General features: G+C 59.7%; 16 protein-coding genes. 6 read left to right on the top strand and 10 right to left on the bottom strand.

From position 1 onward, the window contains the following. Window positions 1-8: 8 nt before the first annotated feature. The 3 genes from galE (at window position 9) to ACZ6YA_RS18895 (ending at window position 5,116) form a co-directional block, all read left to right on the top strand. Window positions 9-1,004 (top strand): UDP-glucose 4-epimerase GalE, encoded by a 996-nt coding sequence (gene galE, locus ACZ6YA_RS18905; protein WP_465898610.1) that lies wholly within the window; start codon window positions 9-11, stop codon window positions 1,002-1,004. Between the two features lie 159 nt (window positions 1,005-1,163). Beyond that, entirely contained in the window at window positions 1,164-4,352 is a 3,189-nt protein-coding gene (locus ACZ6YA_RS18900; protein ID WP_465898609.1) for a T6SS effector BTH_I2691 family protein, read from the top strand. Further along, window positions 4,349-5,116, top strand: coding sequence for a DUF6708 domain-containing protein (locus tag ACZ6YA_RS18895; RefSeq protein ID WP_465898608.1), 768 nt, complete (start codon window positions 4,349-4,351; stop codon window positions 5,114-5,116). The genes ACZ6YA_RS18900 and ACZ6YA_RS18895 overlap by 4 nt, the downstream gene beginning before the upstream one ends. 32 nt (window positions 5,117-5,148) lie before the next feature. On the opposite strand, the gene ACZ6YA_RS18890 is transcribed toward ACZ6YA_RS18895, so the two are convergent. The 8 genes from ACZ6YA_RS18890 to ACZ6YA_RS18855 all read right to left on the bottom strand — a co-directional run bounded on the left by ACZ6YA_RS18890 (window position 5,149) and on the right by ACZ6YA_RS18855 (window position 14,267). Further along, a complete protein-coding gene (locus ACZ6YA_RS18890) occupies window positions 5,149-5,955 on the bottom strand; it encodes a CpsD/CapB family tyrosine-protein kinase (protein WP_465898607.1) in 807 nt (268 codons plus the stop codon). 12 nt (window positions 5,956-5,967) lie between these two features. Further along, on the bottom strand, window positions 5,968-7,536 hold the full coding sequence (locus ACZ6YA_RS18885) for a GumC family protein (RefSeq protein WP_465898606.1): 1,569 nt from the start codon (window positions 7,534-7,536) through the stop codon (window positions 5,968-5,970). Between the two features lie 20 nt (window positions 7,537-7,556). Further along, window positions 7,557-8,627, bottom strand: coding sequence for a hypothetical protein (locus ACZ6YA_RS18880; RefSeq protein ID WP_465898645.1), 1,071 nt, complete (start codon window positions 8,625-8,627; stop codon window positions 7,557-7,559). Between the two features lie 70 nt (window positions 8,628-8,697). Beyond that, a complete protein-coding gene (locus ACZ6YA_RS18875; protein WP_465898605.1) occupies window positions 8,698-9,255 on the bottom strand; it encodes a polysaccharide biosynthesis/export family protein in 558 nt (185 codons plus the stop codon). A gap of 307 nt (window positions 9,256-9,562) precedes the next feature. Beyond that, a complete protein-coding gene (gene eppA / locus ACZ6YA_RS18870; protein WP_167060926.1) occupies window positions 9,563-9,739 on the bottom strand; it encodes an EPS-associated small membrane protein EppA in 177 nt (58 codons plus the stop codon). 339 nt (window positions 9,740-10,078) lie between these two features. Next, window positions 10,079-11,197 (bottom strand): glycosyltransferase family 61 protein, encoded by a 1,119-nt coding sequence (locus ACZ6YA_RS18865; protein ID WP_465898604.1) that lies wholly within the window; start codon window positions 11,195-11,197, stop codon window positions 10,079-10,081. Between the two features lie 51 nt (window positions 11,198-11,248). Beyond that, a complete protein-coding gene (locus tag ACZ6YA_RS18860; protein ID WP_465898603.1) occupies window positions 11,249-12,400 on the bottom strand; it encodes a hypothetical protein in 1,152 nt (383 codons plus the stop codon). Window positions 12,401-12,653: 253 nt separating this feature from the next. Further along, the gene (locus ACZ6YA_RS18855; protein WP_465898602.1) at window positions 12,654-14,267 is read right to left on the bottom strand and encodes a putative bifunctional diguanylate cyclase/phosphodiesterase; all 1,614 of its coding nucleotides are present in this window, start codon (window positions 14,265-14,267) and stop codon (window positions 12,654-12,656) included. Window positions 14,268-14,405: 138 nt separating this feature from the next. On the opposite strand from ACZ6YA_RS18855, the gene ACZ6YA_RS18850 reads away from it, so the two are divergent. The 3 genes from ACZ6YA_RS18850 (at window position 14,406) to ACZ6YA_RS18840 (ending at window position 17,851) form a co-directional block, all read left to right on the top strand. Next, window positions 14,406-16,025 carry an NADP-dependent glyceraldehyde-3-phosphate dehydrogenase gene (locus ACZ6YA_RS18850; protein WP_465898601.1) on the top strand — a complete coding sequence of 540 codons (1,620 nt, stop codon included), beginning with the start codon at window positions 14,406-14,408 and terminating at the stop codon, window positions 16,023-16,025. Window positions 16,026-16,132: 107 nt separating this feature from the next. Continuing rightward, entirely contained in the window at window positions 16,133-16,600 is a 468-nt protein-coding gene (locus ACZ6YA_RS18845; protein WP_465898600.1) for a VOC family protein, read from the top strand. Between the two features lie 63 nt (window positions 16,601-16,663). After that, window positions 16,664-17,851 carry a hypothetical protein gene (locus ACZ6YA_RS18840; RefSeq protein ID WP_465898599.1) on the top strand — a complete coding sequence of 396 codons (1,188 nt, stop codon included), beginning with the start codon at window positions 16,664-16,666 and terminating at the stop codon, window positions 17,849-17,851. 50 nt (window positions 17,852-17,901) lie between these two features. On the opposite strand, the gene ilvA is transcribed toward ACZ6YA_RS18840, so the two are convergent. Both ilvA and ACZ6YA_RS18830 read right to left on the bottom strand, forming a co-directional pair. Beyond that, window positions 17,902-19,464 (bottom strand): threonine ammonia-lyase, biosynthetic, encoded by a 1,563-nt coding sequence (gene ilvA / locus ACZ6YA_RS18835; RefSeq protein ID WP_465898598.1) that lies wholly within the window; start codon window positions 19,462-19,464, stop codon window positions 17,902-17,904. A 184-nt stretch (window positions 19,465-19,648) separates the two neighbouring features. Then, window positions 19,649-20,080, bottom strand: coding sequence for a PACE efflux transporter (locus ACZ6YA_RS18830; protein ID WP_465898597.1), 432 nt, complete (start codon window positions 20,078-20,080; stop codon window positions 19,649-19,651). Between the last annotated feature and the right edge of the window lie 101 nt (window positions 20,081-20,181).

Here is a 20,181-nt window from a genome sequence, read left to right as displayed (position 1 = left end):
AGGATTGGATGAAGTACTTGGTGGTCGGGGGTTCAGGGTATATCGGTTCGCACATGGTCAAGCACCTGATACGCGCCGGGCATGAGGTGGTGGTGGCGGATACTGAGGCTGCTGGGCCGGAGATCGAATGGGTCGAGTTGGATATCGCCAACGGCCACGCGCTGGATACGTTGTTCAGCGAATGCCACTTCGATGCAGTCTTTCATTTTGCCTCTTTCATTCAGGTGGCTGAGTCGGTCACCGACCCTGGCAAGTACTACCAGAACAACGTCGCGGCTACGCTGACCCTGCTGAACGCCATGGTGCGGGCGGGGATCAGGCATCTGATCTTCTCCTCTACCGCTGCCGTTTATGGCGATCCGCAATACGTGCCTATCGATGAGCAGCATCCTAAGGTGCCGATCAATCCCTATGGACGTAGCAAGTGGATGGTCGAACAGATTCTTCAGGACTTTGACCGAGCGTATGGGTTGAAGTCAGTGTGCCTGCGTTACTTCAATGCGGCGGGCGCCGACCCTGAAGGTTTGTTGGGGGAATGTCATGAGCCAGAAACTCACTTGATTCCGTTGATCCTGCAGGCCGCTTCCGGGAGACGTGAAGCCATAACTGTCTTTGGCCACGATTACGACACGCCGGATGGCAGTTGTATTCGGGACTACGTGCATGTTGCCGACCTGGCGTCGGCGCATGAGTTGGCGGTGGAGTATTTGATGAAGGGGGGCGCCACCACGGCGTTCAACCTGGGTAATGGGCTGGGGTTTTCGGTGCAGGAAGTGATCGATACCGCGCGCGTTGTGACGGGGCGGAAGATTGAAGTAATCGAAGCAACCCGACGCGATGGTGATCCGGCCAGGTTGGTGGCGGATGCTGCCAGAGCCAGGTTGGTGTTGGGGTGGCAGCCGCAGTTTGATTCATTGGAGCAGATTGTGCGGCATGCTTGGGAGTGGGAGCTGAAGTATCCCTGGCTTCAAATCGTTAAAGCGCTTCAAATTGAACGACAGTAGAAAATTCCCACGTTGTTTTAGGAAGCTGCAACCTCCCCTGAGAATTGGTTCCTCGCTAGTGTTCAGGACTACAGCCGAAGCAAGTAGCTGACTGTGTATCTGACAACTAGAACCACTCGCTGGCCTGAAAGCGCCAGCGGGTAGCGAGGATACTCACACATGAGCATCAGCAGCGCCATCGACCTCGCCACGAGCCAGGCCATCCCCAATCCACAGCTGACCTGCAACACCTGCCGACGCTCCGGCCTGCCCATTCTGCTGTTGCGCACCGCCTACGCGCCGCACCCGCGCAAGACTCAGTCCTACCGCCTGGCCGCCGACAGCGAAATCACTCACCTGCCCATGCGCACCGACCAGTTGCGCACCCTGCGACAGGGCTATGTCTACGTTCTGCTCGACCAGCGGGTCTGGCACGCTTACCAGGTCACGCCGGAAGGCGCACTGCGCCAATTCTCGCCGCTGCAACCGCCGCTGGCACCGGGCAAATCGCTGCCCGAGCATTGCGCCACGCAGTGCCACGACGTGATCGCCGCCTTCATCAACATCAACACCCTGCTCTACAGCAAGGCCTGGATCGCGTTCGCCAACGACCCTTGGCCCCGTCAGGTGCTGGACTTCTACCGCGACGGGATTGCCAGCAATACACCAGACTGCACCGGCCGTTTCGTCGAGCTGGACCTGAACGTCGCCCGCCACGATCCCGCCAGCGTCGGCATTGCCATGACCGATGCTGAACTGGGCCTCGACGACGTCCTCGAATATGCCAGCCATTACCCCGGCAAGTATTCCAGCGTGCACGGCTTCTATCCGCGCATCAGCCGCCTGTTTGTCACCCACACGCATGTGCGCGCCATCATCGCCCAGGAGCAGTTGCCCAATGGCGTACTCGCCCTGACCCTGCCGGACCCGGCCGGCCTGGTCATGGAGTGCAATGCCCAACGCACGGCCTGGTTCCAGGCCCTGCAGGAATGGCGCGCCGAACCCCAGCGCCACTTCGACTATTTCACCTCCCAGGCGCTGCTAGGCATCCGCGAACTGCACGACGCCCAGGCCCAAGCCCAGGCGACCGAAGAAACCGAGCAGCACGCCAGGCAGGTCGAGCAGTGGAACGACAGCCCCATCGCCGCCAAGGCCTACTTGCCGGCGGTGGACATCGAAGCCCAGGCAAGGCGTACGACTAAACACAAGCAGGAAGAGGCACGTGAGCGCCTGGAGGAACGCTACGACGAAAACGCCCGCGCCGCGTTCCAGGCCGCCTATGACCGGGAGGTCCAGCACTTTCAGGCGAAGATCGATGAGGTCGCCGAGCTCTACGCCGACCAATACGCCAGCCGGGCGTTCCAGCGGGTCGCTTACTTCGACTACAGCGCCACCAACCCGGCTTCCGTGGAAGACTTCATCATCATGATGGCCGCCTGCCTGGCGGGCGGGCCAACCGAGGTGCTGTCGTCCACCGACACAGCCCTCGGAGCAACGCAATCCATCTGGTACCAGCTGCTCGAAGACCGCCAGAGCCTGCTGTATCAGGCCTTGCTGGCGAAAAACCAGGGCCTGCTGCAGCAACTGGCCAAGGCCCTGTCCGGCGATGACTTGGGCAAGGTCTACGACGCCGTCAAGGCCATCAGCGGCAGCGAGGAAGGCAAGCTGTTGATGATCAAGCCGGTGCAGGATGCCATCGGCCAACTGCTCGCCGCGACCGCCAGCGCCAGCAATGCCCTCGGCCAGCAGGCCTCCGCGCAGACCCGCACACTGGTCGGCCATGTGCACAGCGCCGCGTTTCTGCTGTATGCCGGGCAACACATGACGCAGGTCAGGCTGTCGCTCACCGTGGGTGAGTACCTCAGCCTGCTCAACGAAGCCATGCAAGAGCGCACCGACGCGTTTCTCGGCCAACTCGACAAACAATTCCGCAAACCCGCCGGACGCAAGGTGCGGGCGATGGTGCTCAGCGGGGCGATTCACATCGCGGCGGCGGGTAATCGTAGTCAGCTGGTCGAGGTGATGGTGTGGACGCTGGAGAGTGCCGAGAGCCTGCAGGCGCGGTTGCTGAAGATGCGCGACGGGGCGGCTGGGGGCGTGGGTGAGTTGGTGCGCAGTGTTGCGGTGGGAGGGCAAACCATGCAACGCGGTGCCGCGCAGGCGGTTGAGGGGTTGAAGGTGAGTGCAACGGCGGCGCGGAGCGTGGCGAGAGATGCGTTTCGTGGAATGCGCGAGGCCGCAGACAGTCCCAGCAGCCCCGGGCTTCTGCTGGCATTGGGGAGTATGTGGTTTCATCAGGATAGCTTGAGCAGGAACTTCGGGGCGCTGCAAAAGACCTCCCCCAATGACCCTGAGGCGCTGGCCGCGATTTGGTCTTCGACGCTAGGGTTGTTAGGAGCAGGTATGGAGGCATCGGGGCTTGCAGTACAGGTGCTCAGGCCCGAGAAAACCTTCGCTGGAATATCTTCCACCCTTTCACTGGGAAGCGCCCTTGCCAAATTTGGCGGAGTGATCGCTGCGCTTTCGGGAACGATGGACACTTTTCAGTATGCGCATGCGGCGATCAGAGTTGGTGACAGCGGGGATTCGGTTTCTGCTAGTAACTATCGTTATGCCACCGCACTCGCTGGGCTTTCAACATTATCTGGACTCTACGCCGCTGCATTCACGAGCACGCTATTCGGGCCGCTAGGGATCGCTGTCGTATTAGGATTGGCTGCCTATGCTTATGCTACTCATGCAAAGCGCGCCGAATCGACTGCAACGGAACTCTGGGCACGCCATTGTAAGTGGGGGTTGCCGGACAGTTACAGGCAATGGAGCGAGCCTAGCGAACTGGATGCTGCGATCGGTGCACTCAACGCAGCAGTTCTCGGCGTGAGCGCCAGCGTCTCAATAGACATAAAATTCGACAACTCACACCACATTCCGACTTCAGAAACTGGCGGAATAATAATCAGTGACGGCACTGCGATCCCCGCACGCTTCGTACTCAACTACCACCTATACCTTCCCAGCTTTAGCAGCGAAAACTCTCATTACCAGTGGAGCCTCAGCCTTTTCGAACCAGGCTCAAGTGGTAAGCAAATAGTCCTTTCTGGCGATAGCACTCAAACCGCGAACCTTATCACTACAGGCGAGTTTTCCTCAGCATTCGCGGCCCCCAACCTAAAAAGCCCTGAAGTAAGTCACGACACCAAAAATGGTGCGCTCAAAATCTACAACTCGCATCCTTTGAAAGACGACCACTACATAAACGCCCTTGTATTCACAGTCACCTATTGGCCCGACAAGCATGACCATTCAGCCGCCGCGAAGCTTGTGGTAATTGAAGACAAAATTAATTCATCCAGGAACAATCTTTCATGACGTGCCCACTGCTTAATCCTCCTTGTGTTGGGTGGAAACAAGACCTTCCCACGCCTTATGACGTTCCAGCCATTGAAGCGTCATTGGGCAATAAGACGCCAAACCACCAAGACACTATTTATCTTGAAATATCGCGACCCATTACATCAGTAAGAGGGCTTATGTCATTTCTCTCATTACCCATGGGCCTATTGACCTTACCTATACCAGGAACGATTTTAGATAGTTATAACGACAATGATATTTCATCACTGATCAGCGGCCCAATCATACTATTCCTTTGCATATGGGGAATTGCTTTAGCTCTCCGTGTCGACATTTCCCCACCCAGAGATGAACCTATCCGTTTCAACCGTGCCCGCCAAAAAATCTACGCCTACAACTTCAAACATCGATGGTGGAACCCCTTCGAAAAATGGGAAGTGGTACCTGTAAGCTATGACTGGTCCCAAGTACGCGCCGAACGCTGGTCACAAGTCGGCGCACTCAATGGCGGAGTAATATTCAAATGGGGGGTCATGCTCTCCATCATTGAGCCAGGCACTAATAATGTCATCGACCGCTTCCGCCTCAGCACAATGTGCGCTGACGAACATATCTGGGCCTACGTGTGCACCTATATGCAGGAAGGCCCATCCGCACTCCCCCCGCCTGGCCCACCTAAAGACCATAACAACGTCCTCTGGTGCGAGGTTGCCTTACGCCTGGCTCCCAAAGTCACCTGGCCTCCAGAGATGGATCTTGAATCCACAACAGCGCCATGACCTCGTTCATGGCGTGCATAACCCGGAGAGCCTCAGTAATAAGCCCGCGGCTTCTCATCCGCCTTGTTCAACACCGCCCCAATCAAATTCGCCGTCGCCAAATGATGCAAGCAATCCTCAATATCCTTCTTGCTGTTCATCCCATTTGCCACCACCAACAGCACACAATCAAACTTCGGCAACACCGTCAGCGCATCGTCGGAACTCAACAATGGCGGCAAGTCGAAAATACAGATACGCGAGTCATACCGATCACGCAAATCGCTGATCAGGCTGCTGACCTTGGGCGATGACAGCACTTCGGTGGACATGGGCACAGGCTCACGCGTCGGCAGCACGACAAAGCGCGGCAAGGTCGGGTTGACCATCACCTCTTCCAGCCACGCTTCGCCCTTGAGCAGTTCGTTGAGGGCTTTGCCCATCGGCAAGCCTAGGCTGCTGCCCACCCTCGGCCGGCGCAGGTCGAAGTCGACCAGCAAGGCGGTCTTGGTGGTGTGGTGGGCGATACTCATGGCCAGGTTCACGGCCAGCACCGTCTTGCCCGCCTCGGGTGTCGGCGAGGTGATCGCCAGCGTACGCCAGCCGTTTTCTTCCATCGTCTGCAGCACTTGCGTACGCAGCAGGTCGATGGCGCCGCTCATGTTGGAGTTCTTGTTGTAGGAAACGATCCGGTTGCGTTCCAGGTGCTCGGCGCTCAGCGGCACGACCTTGGTCTGCACGTAATCGAACTGCCCCAACGCATCAGGCTTGTCCGCCACCAGCGGGGCCTTGGGCGTTTCAGCAGGGGTGGGAGAAACCTGGTGAATGTTCTTTCCAATAGCCGGCGTAATTCTGTCCATCGCTGCGCTTCCCTATTCAAACCGAGCCATAGCTTTAAACAGCAGGAGGTCCAGTGGCATGTAGAACACGTGGACGACCACCATCAGCATAGCAACCAGTACCAACCCGGCGATCACCAGCCAGCTGCGCCACTTGCGGCGCCTGGCGACATCCGCCTGGGTGGTGATGTAGGGCACCGCCACCAGCACGCGTTTGCCCAGCACGCTTTCCAGCGCACCCACGCCGCGTACCCGCTGGTTGAGCATTTCCAGCAACATCACCAGGCCTCCGCCAATGGCCGGTGCCAGCACCAGGCCCAGGGCGACGATTTTCTTGCGGTTGGGTTTGACGGGTTTTTCCGGCATCAACGGCGGCTCCAGCAGCACGAAGCGCTCAGCCTTGTTTTCCTGCTCCAGGCTTTCGGTGATCTTGGCGCCCATTTCCTTGTTGCGGATTTCTTCGTACTTCTTGCGGGCGTTGTCGTGGTCGCGCATCAGGGTGACCAGGCCGCGCTCGACTTGCGGGGCTTCGAGGATGTCGGCCTCGTAGCCTTCCATCTTGGTGGTCAGCTGGCGTTTCTGTTCAGCCAGCGAGGCAATGCGCGACTGGGCTGCCGCCATCTTGGTGCGCACCCGGGCGGCATCGAGGTTCATGGCCGCTGCAGCAGCGATGCCCTTCTCGCCCGACGCCTTGAGCAGGTCGATCTTGCGTTTGACCGCCACCACATCGGGGTGCGCCGGGGTGTACTTGGTCAATAGGCGGGCATACTCGGCCTTGAGACTGGCCAGGTCTTGCGGCTGGTCTACCGAAGCAGGCTTGCCGCCAGCGGCCGGGCTGGACACTCCAGCATTGGCTGCCGACAGTTCGAGTTCAAGGTAGCGCAGCTCTTCCTGGGCAGACTTGTAATCGCGATCGACCTCGCGGAACTCCAGCTCCGAACGCGACAGCATGCTCATGCGCAGTTGCTGGTTCTCGGGCAAGGCATTGGCATGCGCCTGCTTGAAGTCCGCCAGCTTGTTTTCCAGATCGGCCAGTTCAGCGCCCAGCTTGTTCGCTTCCTGGGTGAGAAATTCGGTGGTTTCGGTCGCACGCTCGGTGCGCTGCTTCATGTTTTCGTTGAGGAACAGCGTCACCAGTTCGTCGGCCACTTCCTTGGCGACTTCGGCGCGCTTGTCTTCATAGGAAACCGTGAACGCCACCGTCGCTTCGCCGCGCCCTTTCACATAGGTGCTGAGGGTGGCCACGACGATCGCGTTACGCATCTGGTCGATCTTGTCGGTTTCGCTGAACTGCCGGCCCTTGTCGGCGAACAGGTTGTACTTGTCGATGATCTTCAGCAGGTTCTCGCGGGTCATCACGCGTTGGCGGATGACCTCGATGCGCTCATCGGCAAAGCTGTTGTTGTTGGCCGACACCAGCTCCGGGGAGATCTGCTGCGACTCCACCAAGATGGTACCGGTCGACTGATACAAGGGCGGCACCGTAACGGCGACCCCCACCGTTGCAGCAATCACGACCACGATGCTCACCCCCAGCAACAAGGCGCGGTCCTTGATGATGGCGATGTAATCTTTGAGGGAAAGCTCGTACTCGGATTTCATGGTGGCCACCCGTGCGAGAGTCAGATGTCGGGGTATCGGTAGGTCAGTGTCAATCCAGCAATGGTCGCTTCAGCATCGGGCAAGCCATCTTGCTCACGCTGCTTGTACATCAAAGACAGGCGCAGGTCCCAGGCCGGCGAGAATGCGCGGCTGGCCCAGAAGCCATAGGTCTGCAAGGTATTCGGTGACACGCCTTTGCTGTCCTGCCAGGAGGCGTCGACGCCGACGCGGTCGACTTCGGTGACCAGGTAGCTCCAGCTGCCGCGGACCATGTCGAGTTCGGCAAAGCCACCCTCGGCGCTGGCGACGGTACTGCGCTCGGCGCTCAGGCTGGCATCGGCCCGCACGCCACGGTAGAACAGCGACATGCCGCCTTCACCGCGACGCCCACCGCCAGAGCCGGTGGTCTTGTTGACGCCAATGTGCGCCTCGCCTTCGAAGCGTTCGGAGAACCGGTAACGCACGCCAATGTTCGGGCTGTAGCTGTTGGAGGCCACAGCGGTGGTGTCGTCCTGCGGCTCGTAGCGCCTGGCGTTGAAACCGGTAATGACGTCGGTGCGCTCGTTCCAGGCGTAGGTCCAGGTCGATTTGTTGAAAAGCTCGTCATAGCCGGTCAGCGAATCGATGTCATAGCGCGCATGCGAGTAAGTGAGAACGTTCGCCAAGGTGCTGCGCTCGGTGACCGCGCTGGTCCAGTTGCCCTCAAGCGTGGTCATCTTCTGGGTGCCGTCAGTGGTGACCACACCGGTGTCCTGCACAGCCCCGGACAGCGTGGAGCTTTCTTCGTAGCGTGCCAGCAGGCCAAAGCCGCCGGTCTCGGTCTCACGCTGCCAGCCCAGGCTTACCTTGGGGTCTTCACGGTCATCGACGATCGAACGGTCGGAAGAGCGCAACAGGTTCATGCCCACGCCGAAGCGCAACTGGTCGCGGTCGAACTGACCGGTGAGGGTGTAGTCGGGCGCAATGATGGTACGCGTCACACCTTTCTCCTCGGACGTCAGGAGCAATGGGTTGCTGTCGTACTCGACAGACGTGGGCACCACGACTGAAGACTGCCAAATGGCGGCGTGAACCACCCCCGCGAACGGCATCATCATGATCGCCGTCGCAACATGTGTTGGTCGAAAAATAGGCACTAGGAATTCTTATTTATTGGATGGGTCAAGGTACGACCAGCGTGTCGCCAGCCTGGAGTTGGAAGTTAGTGGACATGTCGCGCCCAGAAACCAGATCCTTGTAGCGCACCGGCATGACCTTTTGTGATGTGCCGCTTCCACGGATCACTTTGATGGCACTTTCGTCGGCGAATTTGTCCATTCCGCCCGACATGCTCAGCGCCTGAAGCACCGCCGTAGGGCCTGTCATGGGTACTGGACCCGGCTTGACTACCTTGCCCTGAACATACACCTGGTTACCAGCCGTGCTGGTGACGACGACGCTGACATTGGGCTCGGCGAGATAGGGCTTGAGGCCGGCAGTGACCTTCTTGCCAACGTCCGTAACATTAAGACCAGCCACCTCGATACGGCCAGCCAGAGGGAAAGTGATACTGCCGTCAGGAAGGACAACGGTTTCCTGGCGAAGTGTGTCTTCCTGCCAGACCGAGACCATTACCTTGTCACCGGGGCTGAGCAGGTACGACGAATTGGATTGGTCGGCGACACTAACACCGGACCACGCTACGAGTACGCAGAGAATGGAAATCAGCAAACGCGCCATGAGGGGTCCCTCCGGCCTTGCGGCCCAGGTTCAAGAGCACTGAATGAGAACAACACTAAACCTCTCGCTCCGCTTCGCAGCTGTTACACCTGCTGCGCTGGCCTCGAGCATCCTGGAGGCCTTTACCGCGATGCCGCTTCGCCTGTCACGGTCAATTTGAGCCTTGGCGCCAGCCACTGGAATATAGCAATAGCTGGAAAATTGACAAGCGACTGCGCCCCCTTCGACGCAAATATCCCTTATTAAGCGTCAAATCACTGGCAGAGCGGTAAATACGTTCAAACTTTTATTGGCCCCCGCCAGAAAACTAGATTTTCTTTCTGTTGGCCACTGCGACAAAACCGATCACTGCAAATGCAAACAACCAACCGGCAGTCGCCAAAGGAACAATGTTGGTCTGACTCATATAAGAATCAGCCGCACGCGCCGCACCACTCAACAGCACCAACAGGAAAATCGATTTGATGAACAGTGTCGAGCGCATGGTCCCCTCCTACGAAGAGGAAAGTGTGAAAAAGGTGTTTGGGCAGAAGAATGTATCGCTGTTGAATGGAGCTTATGGGCACGGTGCCATTACGTCAACGATCCGGCACCATAATAAATATCAATCGACCGGTGCCTTTCTCGTCAATATTTCGACATGCAGAATATGCGGGGTCATATAGCACTTAAGATTACCTTGCAAACACTTGATATTACTGAGAAATAGGTTTTTCACTCAACGCCGTGCAACCCTGCGTTTTTATACAAACGAGGGTTCACGGCAGCAAGAAAGTGTTTCATCGGCGAGAAAAGCTGAGAATCATTGCGCTTAGCGTCACGCTTATGACGGGAAAAGGTCGAGGGTGCGTTCGACTTCATCGATATCGATAGTAAAGCCATCACCCTCCGGCATGCCGACGAGAAAGCCAAAATGCTGATGATCACGATCGGTCAGGTATTTGTAATAGCTGACGAAGCGGTTCGGTGGCTGCAGGGCCAACACAGCGCCTCCTGAGCGAAGCACATTGACACCATGGACCAGTTGACTGCCTTCAACGCCAATGACCGTCTTCGCGCCTGCGCAGGCCGCAACGATGGTCGGCACGTCGCACTTGAGCGGATTGATGACACGAAAGCCACGCTGCTTGCGCAGATGCTCGGCAACCTCCAGCTCATTACGCATCAGACGCAGGTCGCCATCACCGCCACGCAGGATGAATACGCCTGGGTGCTCGCTGTGCTGCACATGCGACAGCAACTTGTCGCCCATGCCCCGGTAGCGCTGGTGCCGGCTGCGGTTGTTGCTCACGTCATCGAACAACACCAGTTCCTTGAAATAAGCACTTCGCACACGTAGAGGTTGCATCCCTAACCAATCTTCATAAGCCGGCCCCTGGGTAAACAGCGGATACCGGGCGGATGGCGCAGTCGTTATCGGGACACCTTCGTTGCAGGCCAACGCATAAGTCGGGCAATCCTCCATCAACCAGGTGCCGAACCAGGTGTTGCCATTTTGCGTGCAATAGGCAGCCCCTCGCTCGATTTCGTACTCCACCTTTACCCGTGGAAACCTGCTCGGTTTCAACGACAGCCAATGGCTGGCATTGCCTTTGTAGAGCGCCCCGTCGATCATCCACACATCCTTGATCAGGTAGCCGCGCGTCGGGCCCTGTTGTGCGCTGATGCCGCCTTCCATGGTCCGCGCAGGGTGCACGTATGGATAGAAGCGCTTGGCCTCCCAGCCAGTGACCCGCTCCAGTTGACCGGGCAGGAAAAAGGCCGGCGGAGAAAGGGTCTGTTCACCGGGGGCGATGTCCCAGGTTTTAACCGCAAAGCTTTTTATATCGATATCGGCTTTACGCATGAGCCGCTTTCTAAGCATGTTTCTATAGGCGGCCAGCGTCCAGGTATGCTCGTTGGCGATCAATGATGCGCTGAACTTGGAGATATCGCTTCCCATCAGAAGGCCCCTATTAAAGACACTGTCGATAACATGGCAAATGACTGTTACTTAACTGGACAACACCCGTTCCATCGTGGGTGGGGATTTCAAGCTGGCATAACGCTCGCGCAAGTTTTCCAAAAACAATTCACCCGAACTTTTGGCACCATACAGGTAAATCTTGTGCAGGCCGCCGAAAACCATCTCGTGATAACGAGTGGCAAGTTCTTCATCACTGGAGCCTTCCGGCAAACCGAGGTGCAGCGTCAACTTGTTGCCTTCCACCGCAAAAAGCGGCGTGTCCCAGAGAAACTGCGCAACCCCTGCCCTGGGCAAGCGAATGAACATATAGGCGTGGTTACCCAGCGAATCGACGTCGCCCCCACGCCGCCGCTTCCACTTCAGCAACCCGTCATCGGGGCGCGCCAGGCACAAGCCAATGTCGTAATAGTCGTAGCCATTGGCCAATGCCCACTCCAGCGCCATGAAGGTGGTGATCGAGTTCACTTCACGCAACTTCTTGGCGTCGGAGAACACCGCTTCGCAGTAGCCGAAACGCAGCGTGCTCCAATAGCGTTTGCCCGCGCGGGTGATTTCGCAGCCAAGGTGACAAGCGACCACCTCGCCGTTGAGGGTGATCAGATCCAGTCGCCCTACCCCCTTGGCCAGGCGGAAAACGTCTTCAGTGGGAAATTGCGCCGCGTGGATGCCCTGCCTGGCCGTGGCGTAGGGGCGTAGCAGGTCGCGGTCAGCCATGGCGATTTCGTCATCCGACAGCGTTTGACGCATTTCGTACAGCGGACGGTTCTTGCGGATACTGCGGCGCAGTTCACTGTCGTAGCGTGCTGTAATGTCGTCCAGCGAGCGCCCCAATGGCACCACCGCGCTCAGGTAATGAGGGACGGACAGCGTTCCCGGAGTGGGCAGTTCACTGACCACTACCCGGTTCGCAGTGCTGCGCCCTGCTTCGGCCTCAGATTCCGTGCCTGGCTGTTGCCCTTTGCCGCCAATCAGCAGCTTGGCCATTTCCCGCTGCTGTTTTCTGCCAATGTACAGAATCTCGTAGGGGCTTTCCTGCTGCAGCTTGAACCTGGCGACTTCCCACCGCCAGAAACAGGCGCGCCCCAGGCCATCGCGTAACACGTTTGAAACGTTTCGCAGCTCGTAGCGCATGGAGGGGGAGATGAATTTTCGGGCTATCGCTGCCAGGTGCTGTTTCATGTCTTCTTCGACGTCCTTGGATGTTGCCCATTGGCTTGATCGGAAAGAGTATCGGTAAAGCGCAGACAACCCACTTAACGCATTGATATGTATAAATATCTTACTGTTATGGCATTCAAATATTCAGTAACAATTTAAGATGCAAGGGCGCGAATTGGCAAGCGGCCAATTGATATCACACCCTTCTATTTCATGGCGCCAAAGAATGTGTAATTACCACGCAACAGCACGACTGGCATCTATCGAGAAGTGACTAGCTCTCGACGTTGCCGCCAGCCTTGGCCCGGGCCGGTTGGCTGGCCAGCCAGCGCGCCAGTTCAGGTGCCGGCATTGGCCGCCCCATCAGGTAGCCCTGCCCCTGGTCGCAGCCTGCATTGCGCAGGAAGTCGTACTGCGCCTGGGTTTCGATCCCTTCAGCCGTAATCCGGTAACCCAGCGCATGGCCCAGGTCGATGATCGCGCGGGCGATGGCCACGGCGTCGTCGTCATCCGGCAAGTCCTTGATGAACGCCCGGTCGATCTTCAGGTGATCGATCGGCAAGGCGCGCAGGTAGGCCAGGGACGAATAACCCGTACCGAAGTCGTCTACGGCCGTCGCCACCCCCATGGCCTGCAACTGTGCCAACGCGGCGCAGGCCTGTTGCTGGCTTTCCATCAGCAGGCTCTCGGTGATTTCCACTTCCAGCAGGCTCGGCGACAGGTCGTGCCGCTCAAGTGCCACGGCCAGGCTCGAGACATAGTCGCTGCGCTCGATCTGCAACGCTGCAACATTGATGGCCAGCGGACCCGGCAGGCAATTGTCGGCACGCCAGACCGCCAGTTGCGCGCAAGCCAGTTCCAGCACTCGCTCGCCCAACGGGATGATCATCCCGGTGCGCTCCGCCAGCGGAATGAACTCGCCTGGCGAAACCAGGCCATGCTCAGGATCACGCCAACGCAGCAACGCCTCCACCCCTTCCAGGTGGCCACTGAACAAATCAATCTTGGGCTGGTACCACAACTCGAACTCGTTGTTCTGCAGGGCTCGCCGCAGGTTGCGCTCAAGTTCCAGGCGCTGATGAAGGCGTGCCGTCATGTCCGGGTGGTAGGGCCGCCATGTGTTGCGCCCACCCTCCTTGGCCGCATACATCGCGGTGTCGGCGTGGCGCAGCAGGCTGCCAACGTCTTCGCCATGTTGCGGGCACCAGGCCAAGCCGATGCTGCCGGTCACCAGCGCAGCATTGCCGTTGAGGTCGAAAGGCCGCTGCAGGCAGCGCAGCAGGTGGCGCACCTGATGGTTGATCTGGCCTTGGGTGCCCTGCAGCATGAAGACGAATTCGTCACCGCTCAGGCGACACAACCGGTCCGAAGCGTCCAGCTCCTGCAGAAAGCGCGCGGTAGCCTGCTGCAGCAGCAAGTCACCCATGGCGTGCCCCAGGCTGTCATTGACCTGCTTGAAGCCGTCGATATCCAGCATGAGCACTGCCAGGCCGTGCCCTTTGCTGGTCGACTCGGCCAACTGCTGCTGAAACAGCACCCGGTTTGGCAACCCCGTGATGGTGTCATAGTGCGCCAGGCGTTCGAGCTGCGCTTGCGAGCGCTGCAGCTCGCGATTGCGCTGCGCCAGCTGGCGCTGTTTGCGGTTGATCTGAGCCACGAACAGGCTGATCAGGCCGGTGCAGATCAGCGCAAACCAGAACAACGGCGAGGCGAACAGCCCCGCCGCCTGATGCGCCTGCTGACGCTGCACGTCCAACTGCCCAAGCGCCACCGACAAGCCAATGCCGGCCACGGCAAAAGCCACCGGTAGCAAGCGCTGGAGGGTTTGGCGAAGGGTGCCGGTGGCCGGCTTCTGCTCTTCGGAATACGGGGAATTGGTCGGGATCATAAGCCTGCGGACGCACTCGATTGCTTCTGTATCGGCGCAGCTTCGGCAATGTTGAGCCAGACTGGTGTTTTTCTTCAGGGCGGTGCATGCTCGCAGCTGAAGCGTTTCACCTAGCCCAATATGTGAGGTGCAGTACCCATGGACCCTTTGCTCGATTCGCTGTTTCCTGCCGCTGAGAACATCCCCGAGGCCTGGCGCCTGGGTGAACCCCTTGAGCAACGCGATTACCTGGTGAATGGTCAACTGCGACGCTGGGACGGCCCTCTGGCCACGGTCCGCAGCCCGGTGTGGCTCAAGGAAGGCGGCAGCGAGCGTCAGGTCATTCTCGGCAGCGCCCCGCTGCTCGATGCCGACACCGCCTTGACCGCTCTCGATGCCGCCGTGCAGGCCTATGACAAGGGCCGCGGCGTGTGGCCGAACATGCGCGTGGCCGAACGCATCCAGCATGTCGAAACTTTCCTGGCGCGCATGCGCGAGCAGCGCCAGGCCGTGGTCAAGCTGCTGATGTGGGAAATCGGCAAGAACCTCAAGGACTCGGAAAAGGAGTTCGACCGCACCTGCGACTACATCGTCGATACCATCAACGCGCTCAAGGACCTCGACCGCCGCTCCAGCCGCTTCGAGCTTGAGCAAGGCACGCTGGGCCAGATCCGTCGCGCGCCATTGGGCGTGGCGCTGTGCATGGGACCGTACAACTACCCGCTCAACGAAACCTTCACCACGCTGATCCCGGCGCTGATCATGGGCAACACCGTGGTGTTCAAGCCGGCCAAATTCGGCGTGCTGCTGATCCGCCCGCTGCTCGAAGCGTTCCGCGACAGCTTCCCGGCGGGAGTGATCAACGTCATCTATGGCCGTGGCCGTGAGACGGTCAGCGCCCTGATGGCCAGCGGCAAGGTCGATGTGTTCGCCTTCATCGGCACGCACAAGGCCGCCAGCGACCTGAAAAAACTGCACCCTCGCCCGCACCGCCTGCGTGCCGCGCTGGGGCTGGACGCCAAGAACCCTGGCATCGTGCTACCCCAGGTCGACCTGGACAACGCTGTCGAAGAGGCGGTGACCGGTGCACTGTCGTTCAACGGCCAGCGCTGCACTGCGCTGAAGATCCTCTTCGTCCATGAGGACGTGGTCGAGCCATTCCTCGACAAGTTCAAGCGCAAGCTCGCTGCGCTGAAGCCGGGCATGCCGTGGGAGCCGGGCGTAGCCCTGACGCCGCTGCCGGAACAGGGCAAGGTCGACTACCTCGGCGGCCTGGTGGCCGATGCCACGGCAAAGGGCGCGCGCGTGCTCAACGAAGGTGGCGGCCAGAACCGCGGCTCATTCTTCTACCCCGCCCTGCTCTATCCCGTCAGCAGCGACATGCGCGTGTACCACGAGGAACAGTTCGGCCCCGTGGTGCCGGTGGTGTCTTACCGTGACCTGCAGACCGTAATCGACTACGTGCTCGACTCCGACTATGGCCAGCAACTGAGCCTGTTCGGCAACGACCCGCAGACCATCGGCAGCCTGGTCGACATCTTCGCCAACCAGGTCGGCCGCATCAATCTCAACGCCCAGTGCCAGCGCGGCCCGGACACCTACCCGTTCAATGGCCGCAAGAACAGCGCCGAAGGTACGCTGTCGGTGCATGACGCCCTGCGCGTGTTCTCCATACGCACCCTGGTGGCGACGCGGTTCCAGGAAGCCAACAAGGAACTGATCAGCGAGATCATCCGCAATCGCCAATCGAGTTTCCTGACGACCGATTACATTTTCTGATCGCCAATCGATCTAGCAGGCGTGTCGATCTTCTCCTTTGCTAAACGACTCTATGCAACAGGGGCCCAATCGAGCCCCTTTGCATCCTCGTCAAAGGAGATTCGAACATGGCGGTCAAACCCATCCCCGAAGGCCAGCACAGCATCACTCCCTACCTGGCCATGCAGAATGCCGACAAGGCTATCGAGTTTTACAAGCAGGCCTTCGGCGCTATCGAAATGTTCCGCCTGGAAGGTCCGGACGGCCGAGTCGGCCATGCCGAGCTGAAGATTGGCGATTCATCATTGATGCTTGCCGACCCTTGCGACATGGAAGGCGGTCTGACCGCTGCGCAGAAACTCAACGGCGCAGCGGTCGGTTTGCACCTCTACGTCGAGGATTGCGACAAAGTCTATGCCCACGCCCTTGCCGCCGGTGCCATTCAGTTGCGGGAAGTGCAGGATCAGTTCTACGGCGACCGCAGTGGCACGCTGAAAGATCCGTTTGGCAATATGTGGTTTATCTCCACCCACAAGGAAGACCTCAGCCCCGAAGAAATTCGCGCCCGTGCCGCTAAAATGTTCGGTGGCAGCTGAGCGACACATTGAAAGCGACGCGGCTTTGCTTGAAGCTTGGGGCTCGTAGCTTGGAGCTGCTCAATGCGAATCATCGACAAAACCGCCGCGCAGGTGCGCAGCCTGACCCCGGCCGAAGAGGAACTGCTGCAGGCATTCGCCAACGGCAGCCTCGTCGGCCCGCGCCTGCTGCAGGCCAACCAGCTGCTGATGAAGGTGCGCAGCGCCAACCAGTGGCTGGCCTGCGACTGCCGCAAGGATGCCCTGCCAGTGCTCAATGTCACCCTCAACGGCAGCACCGGCACACTGTTTCTAAAGAATAATCCCGGCACCGCCGAGCATGCGCCAGGTTGCCCGTTCACCAAGGACGAACGCGAGGCCGCCGAACGTGAGGAAGACCCTGCCCCACCTGCCGCCTGGCTGGCGCCCGACACTGCACTGCGCCTGCTCGGGGATTTTCGCAAGGGCAGCGACGGCAAGAGCGGCGCCAGTGATGGCAGTGACCGCCGCGATCAGCAACGCTTGCTGTCACTGCTGCTGACCTGGATCGAAACCAGTGGCCTGAACCTCTACGCCACGCACCTGAAAAAAGACCTCACCAGCCAGTTCGCCGAGCTGCGCAGCGTCGCCAGCCGTTACCCGCTGCTGGAGCGTGTGCCGGCCAGCAACTACCTGGAAACCCGGCTCGACATGAAGCACATGATGATGCTCAAGGCCCGCCTGCGCGAGGCCACGGTGTTCGGCAACCACCGCCGCCATGGCCTGCTGCTGGACTGCGTGGACCAGATCAAGGGCCGCAAGCTGTTCAACAACCGCAGCGAAGATGGCTTCGATTTCCAAGGGCATCACCTGTACTGGGGCGGCAGCCGGGCGTCCGGCCCGTTGCTGGCACTGGTCCTGTACTCGCCAACCACGGCAGGCAGCCATTTCTATGAGCTGATCCATGTGGCCAGCGTGCCGGTGTTGTCGCGTTCGCACCTGTTCCCCGTGTACCGCGACGAAGAGCGTGAGCCGCTCAAGGCACTGGTCTCGTTGATCGACTGGATGGCCAGCAAGGGCGTTAAGGTGCAGATGCGCAGGCCGGTGATCGGTGGCCAGGTGATGGATGAGCTGGTGCTGACGTCGGACCAGGACCGGGTGCTGTCGGTGTCGTTGCTGGAACAACCGGTGGGTCCGGAGCCGGATGCCGAGAATTTCAAGCGATATGCCGACTTCAAGAGCCTGGAGACGTTTCGCAAGTTTGTGGCAGGATTCTTCATGCGCGAGCGCTGAACACCGTGTTGCCTTCTTCGCGGGCCTGCCCCGCGAAGAGGCCGGTCAGATCACCCCAAAAACAGCCTGTAAGCCGGGTTGTCAGTCTCATCCCAATACCGATACCCCATCTCATCCAGCGCCTGGCCCAACCCTGCCTGTTCCTCACCCGGCACCTCCAACGCCGCAAACACCCGTGCGTCCGCCGCACCGTGGTTGCGGTAATGGAACAGGCTGATGTTCCAGCGCTTGCCCAACCGCTCAAGGAAGCCCAGCAACGCCCCGGGCCGCTCCGGGAACTCGAAACGTAGCACTCGCTCATCCGCCCCCGGTGCCGCATGCCCGCCCACCGTGTGGCGCACATGCAGCTTGGCCAGTTCGTTGTCGGTCAGGTCAAGGACGCTGTACCCCTGCTCGGCGAGGTTGGCCAATAGCTGTTCGCGCGGATCATGCAGCGGATGCGTCTGCACACCGACAAACAACCGCGCCTCCTTGCCCGGGAAATAGCGGTAGTTGAACTCGGTGATCTGCCGCTTGCCCAGCGCCTGGCAGAAGGCGCGGAAGCTACCGGGCTGCTCGGGGATGGTCACGGCGATGATCGCCTCGCGCTGCTCACCCAGCTCGGCGCGCTCGGCTACATGGCGCAGGCGGTCGAAGTTGACGTTGGCACCGGAATCAATGGCCACCAGGGTCTGGCCCTGCACGCCTTCACGGGCTACGTATTTCTTGATCCCGGCCACGGCCAGCGCGCCGGAAGGCTCGGTGATCGAACGGGTATCGTCGTAGATGTCCTTGATCGCCGCACACAGTTCGTCGCTGCTGACAGTTATCACTTCATCGACGAAGTGCCGGCACAGCTCAAAGCAATGGGCACCAACCTGGGCCACCGCAACGCCGTCGGCGAAGGTACCCACCTGCGGCAGGATCACCCGTTCACCGGCGGCCATGGCGGCCTGCAGGCAATTGGAGTCTTCCGGTTCGACACCGATCACCTTCACCTCAGGGCGTAGGTACTTCACATACGCGGCGATGCCCGCCACCAGTCCGCCGCCACCGACTGGCACGAAGATCGCGTCGAGCGCCCCCGGCTGCTGGCGGAGGATTTCCATACCCACGGTGCCCTGCCCAGCGATCACGTCCTGGTCATCGTAGGGCGGCACGAACGTTGCCCCCTCGCTGTCAGCAAGTTTGAGCGCATGGGCCAAGGCATGCGGGAAGCTTTCGCCATGCAGCACCACGTGGCCGCCACGCGAGCGCACACCTTCGACCTTGAGCGAGGGCGTGGTGGTCGGCATGACGATGGTTGCTTTCAACCCGAGGTGCGAAGCCGCCAGGGCGACACCCTGAGCGTGGTTGCCCGCTGAGGCAGTGATCACCCCACGCTCGCGCTGGGCCGTGGTCAAGCGCGACAGCCGAGTGTAAGCACCGCGGATCTTGAACGAGAAAGTGGGCTGCAGGTCTTCGCGCTTGAGCAGCACCTGATTCCCCAGGCTGGCGGACAGTGCAGGTGCCGCTTGCAGCGGCGTCTCGATGGCCAGGTCGTACACCGGCGCGGACAAGATGCGCCGCACTTGCTCCGACAGCAGTTGCTGCGGGCTGAGCGGGGTACGTGGGGTAACGTTGAGACTGGTCATCGAATGCAACTCCTTGGCTGTTTTCACGTTGCCCAGGAGTCGATGAGTAAAAACCCGCCTCCAGGGCGGGTTAGGTGCACGTACGCGCTAGCCCGCCAAACTGATAATGGCGGTAATAATAATGGCGTTCACGTGCGGGAAGGTGTTCATGGGGTTGGAACTTATCCCGCCGCGCGCAGGCCTGTCAACACTTGGCCTGCTGCGCCGAGAGCGGCACGTCGAAGACCTTGTCGAAGCCCCACTGGAACACGAAGGCATACACGAAGAAAAATACGAACAGTGCCAAATTGGTGAGCAGCGCCGCCCACAGGCTGACATCCAGCCAGTACGCCACCAGCGGCAGCAAGATCACCACCAATCCACCTTCGAAGCCGAGCGCGTGCAACAGCCGGCGCATGAAGGTGCGCTCACGTTTGGGCTGGCGCGCTTCCCAGCGCTCGAACACCCAGTTGAAGCCCATGTTCCAGCTCATGGCAATGCCCGACATCAGGACCGACAGCACGGTCGATTGCGCCATGCCGGCCCCAAACGCCAGCTCCAGTGCCGGTGCCACGCAGGCCACGGCAATGGCTTCGTAGAGAATGGCCTGGACGATCTTGCGTGCCTTGCCTTGCATGTTCAGCTCCAGATCGAAAAGGCCTACCAAATTACGCGACCTACCGTGCATTGGACAACCCCGCAGCTGACTGCTTGTATCTATCCATTGCTAGCAGCACG

Source organism: Pseudomonas sp. NPDC090752 (assembly GCF_055584805.1).
The sequence above is the reverse complement of the archived record's forward strand: the minus strand, read 5'-3'. Positions and strand labels throughout refer to the sequence as shown.

What these genes read in the sequence shown, in the direction of transcription:
- ACZ6YA_RS18865 (WP_465898604.1), bottom strand. Translation starts at nt 11,197, where the DNA reads ATGGGAAGCGATATCTCCAAGTTCAGCGCATCATTGATCGCCAACGAG.
- ilvA (WP_465898598.1), bottom strand. Translation starts at nt 19,464, where the DNA reads ATGACCAGTCTCAACGTTACCCCACGTACCCCGCTCAGCCCGCAGCAA.
- ACZ6YA_RS18885 (WP_465898606.1), bottom strand. Translation starts at nt 7,536, where the DNA reads ATGAAATCCGAGTACGAGCTTTCCCTCAAAGATTACATCGCCATCATC.
- ACZ6YA_RS18830 (WP_465898597.1), bottom strand. Translation starts at nt 20,080, where the DNA reads ATGCAAGGCAAGGCACGCAAGATCGTCCAGGCCATTCTCTACGAAGCC.
- ACZ6YA_RS18895 (WP_465898608.1), top strand. Translation starts at nt 4,349, where the DNA reads ATGACGTGCCCACTGCTTAATCCTCCTTGTGTTGGGTGGAAACAAGAC.
- ACZ6YA_RS18845 (WP_465898600.1), top strand. Translation starts at nt 16,133, where the DNA reads ATGGCGGTCAAACCCATCCCCGAAGGCCAGCACAGCATCACTCCCTAC.
- ACZ6YA_RS18875 (WP_465898605.1), bottom strand. Translation starts at nt 9,255, where the DNA reads ATGGCGCGTTTGCTGATTTCCATTCTCTGCGTACTCGTAGCGTGGTCC.
- galE (WP_465898610.1), top strand. Translation starts at nt 9, where the DNA reads ATGAAGTACTTGGTGGTCGGGGGTTCAGGGTATATCGGTTCGCACATG.
- ACZ6YA_RS18900 (WP_465898609.1), top strand. Translation starts at nt 1,164, where the DNA reads ATGAGCATCAGCAGCGCCATCGACCTCGCCACGAGCCAGGCCATCCCC.
- ACZ6YA_RS18860 (WP_465898603.1), bottom strand. Translation starts at nt 12,400, where the DNA reads ATGAAACAGCACCTGGCAGCGATAGCCCGAAAATTCATCTCCCCCTCC.
- ACZ6YA_RS18855 (WP_465898602.1), bottom strand. Translation starts at nt 14,267, where the DNA reads ATGATCCCGACCAATTCCCCGTATTCCGAAGAGCAGAAGCCGGCCACC.
- eppA (WP_167060926.1), bottom strand. Translation starts at nt 9,739, where the DNA reads ATGCGCTCGACACTGTTCATCAAATCGATTTTCCTGTTGGTGCTGTTG.
- ACZ6YA_RS18840 (WP_465898599.1), top strand. Translation starts at nt 16,664, where the DNA reads ATGCGAATCATCGACAAAACCGCCGCGCAGGTGCGCAGCCTGACCCCG.
- ACZ6YA_RS18850 (WP_465898601.1), top strand. Translation starts at nt 14,406, where the DNA reads ATGGACCCTTTGCTCGATTCGCTGTTTCCTGCCGCTGAGAACATCCCC.
- ACZ6YA_RS18890 (WP_465898607.1), bottom strand. Translation starts at nt 5,955, where the DNA reads ATGGACAGAATTACGCCGGCTATTGGAAAGAACATTCACCAGGTTTCT.
- ACZ6YA_RS18880 (WP_465898645.1), bottom strand. Translation starts at nt 8,627, where the DNA reads ATGCCGTTCGCGGGGGTGGTTCACGCCGCCATTTGGCAGTCTTCAGTC.